At 60.1% G+C, this 4,461-nt stretch carries 6 protein-coding genes; 4 read left to right on the top strand and 2 right to left on the bottom strand.

Going from position 1 to position 4,461, the window contains the following annotated elements:
- The first annotated feature begins 117 nt into the window (after positions 1–117).
- The 4 genes from moaC to AC1DVH_RS26730 all read left to right on the top strand — a co-directional run bounded on the left by moaC (position 118) and on the right by AC1DVH_RS26730 (position 2,384).
- On the top strand, positions 118–591 hold the full coding sequence (gene moaC, locus AC1DVH_RS26745; protein WP_477756324.1) for a cyclic pyranopterin monophosphate synthase MoaC: 474 nt from the start codon (positions 118–120) through the stop codon (positions 589–591).
- Positions 588–830, top strand: coding sequence for a molybdopterin converting factor subunit 1 (gene moaD, locus AC1DVH_RS26740; protein WP_007989957.1), 243 nt, complete (start codon positions 588–590; stop codon positions 828–830). The genes moaC and moaD overlap by 4 nt, the downstream gene beginning before the upstream one ends.
- Before the next feature lie 3 nt (positions 831–833).
- On the top strand, positions 834–1,286 hold the full coding sequence (gene moaE, locus AC1DVH_RS26735) for a molybdopterin synthase catalytic subunit MoaE (RefSeq protein WP_477756323.1): 453 nt from the start codon (positions 834–836) through the stop codon (positions 1,284–1,286).
- Positions 1,287–1,607: 321 nt separating this feature from the next.
- Positions 1,608–2,384, top strand: a complete 777-nt coding sequence (locus AC1DVH_RS26730) for an ABC transporter substrate-binding protein (protein ID WP_477756322.1) — start codon at positions 1,608–1,610, stop codon at positions 2,382–2,384.
- 113 nt (positions 2,385–2,497) lie between these two features.
- On the opposite strand, the gene AC1DVH_RS26725 is transcribed toward AC1DVH_RS26730, so the two are convergent.
- Both AC1DVH_RS26725 and AC1DVH_RS26720 read right to left on the bottom strand, forming a co-directional pair.
- A complete protein-coding gene (locus AC1DVH_RS26725) occupies positions 2,498–3,139 on the bottom strand; it encodes a helix-turn-helix transcriptional regulator (RefSeq protein WP_477756321.1) in 642 nt (213 codons plus the stop codon).
- Between the two features lie 108 nt (positions 3,140–3,247).
- The gene (locus AC1DVH_RS26720) at positions 3,248–4,375 is read right to left on the bottom strand and encodes an NAD(P)/FAD-dependent oxidoreductase (RefSeq protein WP_477756320.1); all 1,128 of its coding nucleotides are present in this window, start codon (positions 4,373–4,375) and stop codon (positions 3,248–3,250) included.
- Positions 4,376–4,461 lie beyond the last annotated feature (86 nt).

The following is a 4,461-nucleotide window of genomic DNA, read 5'->3' as shown; positions in this document are numbered from 1 at the left end:
CTGACACACCATCGCGAGCAAGCTCGCTCCTACAGGGGCTGCGACAAGCCGACAATCGTGCGTGCGGAAATCTGACCTGCAGGTTTACAATCGATGCTCCTGATCAGGAGTAATCCCGTGCTGACACATCTCGATTCCCAAGGTCGCGCCAACATGGTCGACGTCACTGAAAAAGCTGTGACGTTCCGTGAGGCGACCGCCCAAGCGCTGGTGCGCATGCTGCCCGAAACCCTGCAGATGATCGTCAGCGGCGGCCACCCCAAGGGTGATGTGTTTGCCGTGGCGCGCATTGCCGGCATTCAGGCAGCGAAAAAAACCAGCGATCTGATTCCCCTGTGCCATCCGCTGATGCTGACCGGCGTCAAGGTCGAGCTCAGTGCCGAAGGCGACGATTCGGTGCGCATCGTGGCGCGCTGCAAGCTGTCCGGGCAGACCGGCGTCGAGATGGAGGCGCTGACCGCTGCCAGTGTCGCCGCGCTGACCATCTACGACATGTGCAAGGCCGTGGACCGCGGCATGATCATCGAAAGCGTGCGTCTGCTGGAGAAGGTCGGCGGCAAGAGCGGTCATTTCCAGGCGGAGCAATCATGAACGTTACCGTGAAGTTTTTCGCTCGTTATCGTGAAGCGCTGGGGTTGGACTCGGTGAAGGTTCAAGGCGATTTCGCCACCGTTGACGACGTCCGCGCACTGTTGGCCCAGCGAGACGGTGCCGAGGTATTGAGCGAGCAAAACCTGATGTGCGCCCGCAACGAAGACCTGTGCCAGCTCGACGAACCGGTCAGCGAGGGCGATGAAGTGGCGTTCTTCCCGACTGTGACCGGAGGCTGAACCATGGCGATTCGCGTGCAGTCCACGCCGTTCGACCCGGGTGCCGAGGTCAACGCCATGCACGATGCCAATGTCGGCGTGGGTGCGGTGGTGAGTTTTGTCGGCTATGTGCGCGACTTCAATGACGGCCTCGACGTTGCCGGGATGTTCCTCGAGCACTACCCGGGCATGACCGAAAAAGCCCTCGGCAAGATAGCCACCGAGGCCGAACAGCGCTGGCCGCTGCTCAAGCTGGAAGTGTTGCACCGCATCGGCGCCCTGGAGCCGGGCGAGCCGATTGTCTTCGTCGGCGCGGCCAGCGCCCATCGTCAGGCGGCATTCGACGCCTGCGCCTTTGTCATGGATTACCTGAAAACCCGTGCGCCGTTCTGGAAGAAAGAAAACACCAGTGACGGACCGCGTTGGGTCGAGGGGCGTGACAGTGATCATGCGGCGGCGGATCGCTGGAAGCAGTAGTTTCTGCGGCGTTCTTGAGTCAGTCATCGTCGGAACGCCGCCCGGAGCAGGCTCGCTCCCACAGGGTTCTGTGTCGTACACAAAATTTGTGTTTAACCAGATCTACTGTGGGAGCGAGCTTGCTCGCGATGGCGTCATCGGCACCACTAAAAATCTTGCTGATCCACCACCCGACAATCGGCCGGTTCGGTCTGTATTTGCCTGATTGACGGATAATACATAAAAGTCCAGTATGGAATTATAAGTACAAAAAAAGGTTTCCACCCGTTTCAGCTTTTTCTTCTGTCTTGCCAAACCAACAACAACCGCGAGAAAACGAACATGAAGAAGTTCCCCCTCATCACCGGTCTGGCCCTTAGCCTGTTGGCGTGCAGCTCTGTGTTCGCCGCCGAGAAAACCCTGCGCATCGGTATTGAAGCGGCGTATCCACCGTTCGCCTCGAAAACCGACAAAGGCGAAATCGTCGGTTTCGACTATGACATCGGCAATGCCCTGTGCGCACAGATGAAGGCCAAGTGTGTGTGGGTCGAAGGTGAGTTCGACGGTCTGATTCCTTCCCTGAAGGTGAAGAAAATCGACATGGCGCTGTCGTCCATGACCATCAACGAAGACCGCAAGAAGTCGGTGGATTTCACCCACAAGTACTATTTCACTTCGTCGCGCCTGGTGATGAAGGATGGCGCGGTGGTGGATGACCAATACGCCAGCCTCAAGGGCAAGACCGTCGGTGTGCAGCGCGCCACCACCACCGACCGTTATGCCACCGAGGTGTTCGAGCCCAAGGGCATCAACGTCAAGCGCTACAGCAACAACGAAGAAATCTACATGGACCTGGCCGCCGGTCGCCTCGACGCGATTTTTGCCGACACCATTCCGCTCAATGACTTCCTGTCGATGCCGCGTGGCAAGGGTTATGCCTTTGTCGGGCCGGAGTTGAAAGATCCGAAGTATGTGGGCGAGGGGGCCGGGATTGCCGTGCGCAAGGGCAATATCGAACTGGTCAGCGAGCTGAATACGGCCATTGATGGCATTCGCAGCAGTGGTGAGTACCAGAAGATTTCCGAGAAGTATTTCAAGTCGGACATTTACGGCGACTGATAGTCCGCTATCGCGAGCAAGCTCGCTCCCACAATGTTCCTGTGTTCGCAGGTCTAATGTGGGAGCGAGCTTGCTCGCGATGAGGCCCGCACAGTCAGTGCAAATCTCAGGGCCTAGCCCTTCAATTCCTTCAAATGCTTGTACACCGTCGCCCGGCCCATGTTCAGTACATTGGCCACGTAGTTCGATGCGCTTTTGCCCTTGAACGCACCTTCGGCGTGCAACGCCAGTACCAGTTCACGCTTGTGGTCGCGGGTCAGCAGATTCAGGCTCAGCTGGCGTTCACGCAGCCAGGCGTGGAGGAAGGTGTTGATCCGCTCCTGCCAGTCATCGCGGAACAGTGAATCCGGTTGCGGGATCAGCTTGGTCGGCGACAGGAACAGGTCCAAAGCAGCCTTGGCATTTTCGAACAACGAAATGTTCAGGTTGATGCACAGCACCGCCAGCGGACGACCTTCGCTGTCCCGTAGCACCGTGCTGAGGCTGCGAATCTTCTGACCATCCCAGTTGAGCTTTTCGTAAGGCCCGATGTTTCGCTCGCTGACATCGTCGCTGAGCATGTCTTCCAGCGCCGAGTCGTCGCCGATTTCCCGCTTGGACAGGTTGTTGGCGATGTAGTCGACCTTTTGCGTACGCAGGTCGTGCAGCACCACTTCAGCATGGGGAAAGAACAGTGTGGCGATGGCATCGGCGATCGCCCGGAAGTTATCCAGCGACGCAGTGTTCGGGGCCGAGTCTTTTTCGGGGGCGTTCATACGGTGGAACTCCAGGCAGCGTCAGCGCCCCATCAAAGGGGCTCTGAAAGTGTGCCGTAATCGTGTGGGCGCGTCACCTGAGGATCAGGATCAGGATCAGGATCAGGATCAGCCGAGACGGGCAGGGGAGAGCATTTCGGCATTCAGGCCGAAACGGCCAAGTGACTCGGGCAGCGCTGCACCGCGCACCAGTGCCGCGCTGGCCTGGCCCATGGCTGGCGATGTCTGGATGCCATAACCGCCCTGTGCCGCGACCCAGAACAGCCCCGGTACCTGTGGATCGAAGCCGGACAGCAAGTCGCCGTCGCTGACGAAGCTGCGCAGGCCGGCCCAGGTGCGAGTCGGGCGGCGAATGGTCAGGGTCGTGGCCTCCTCGATCTGGTAGATGCCCATGGCGATGTCCAGCTCTTCGGGCTGTACGTCGTGGGGTTCGACCGGGTCGGCGTTGGCCGGCGAGCCGAGGAACATCCCGGCGTCGGGTTTCATGTAGAAGGATTCGTCGAGGCTGACCAGCATCGGCCAATGGTGGATGTCCACGCCTTCGGGGCCGGCGAAGATGAACGCGGCACGGCGTTTGGGTTGCAGGCCCAGCGGCTTGGCGCCAGCCAGTTCACCGATTTTGTCGGCCCAGGCGCCGGCGGCGTTGATGATGATCGGTGCGCTGAACGTCTGGCTGCCGGTCTGGACGTGCCATGTACCCTGGCCGTCGCGGCTCAGGCTGACGACTTCGCTATCGGTATGCACGTCACCCTGGTTGCGGCGGATACCGCGCAAATAGCCCTGGTGCAGGGCGTCGGTGTCGATGTCGCTGGCGGTCGGGTCGTAGATGGCGCCGTGGACCTTTTCCCGGCGCAGGATCGGCACCAGCGCGCAGGCCTCGTCGACGCCGAGCAATTGCATCTCTGGCACCGTGGTTTTTGCGCTCTGGTATTGCCTGTTCAGTTCGTCCGGGTCACCGGTCAAGTCCACGGTCATTTCGCCACGCGGGGTCAGCAGCGGGTGTTCGCAGAAACCGCTGGGCGGGTTGTCGAAAAAGTCCCGGCTGGCCAAGGTCAACGCCCGCACTTGCGGGGTGCCGTAGGCCGCGGTGTACAGCGCCGCCGAACGACCGGTGGAGTGATAGGCCGGATGGGATTCGCGTTCGAGCACGATCACGCGGCCGTGCTGCGACAGCCAGAAACCCGTGGAAGCACCGGCAATCCCGCCGCCGATGATGATGAAATCTGCCTGGCTCATGAACGTCTCCTGATAACGCGCGATGCCAATGGTTCGGTACCCTTGTAGGAGCGAGCTTGCTCGCGATGGTGGATCAGGCACCACTG

The organism is Pseudomonas sp. P4_C3 (genome assembly GCF_056402075.1).
The sequence above is the reverse complement of the archived record's forward strand: the minus strand, read 5'-3'. Positions and strand labels throughout refer to the sequence as shown.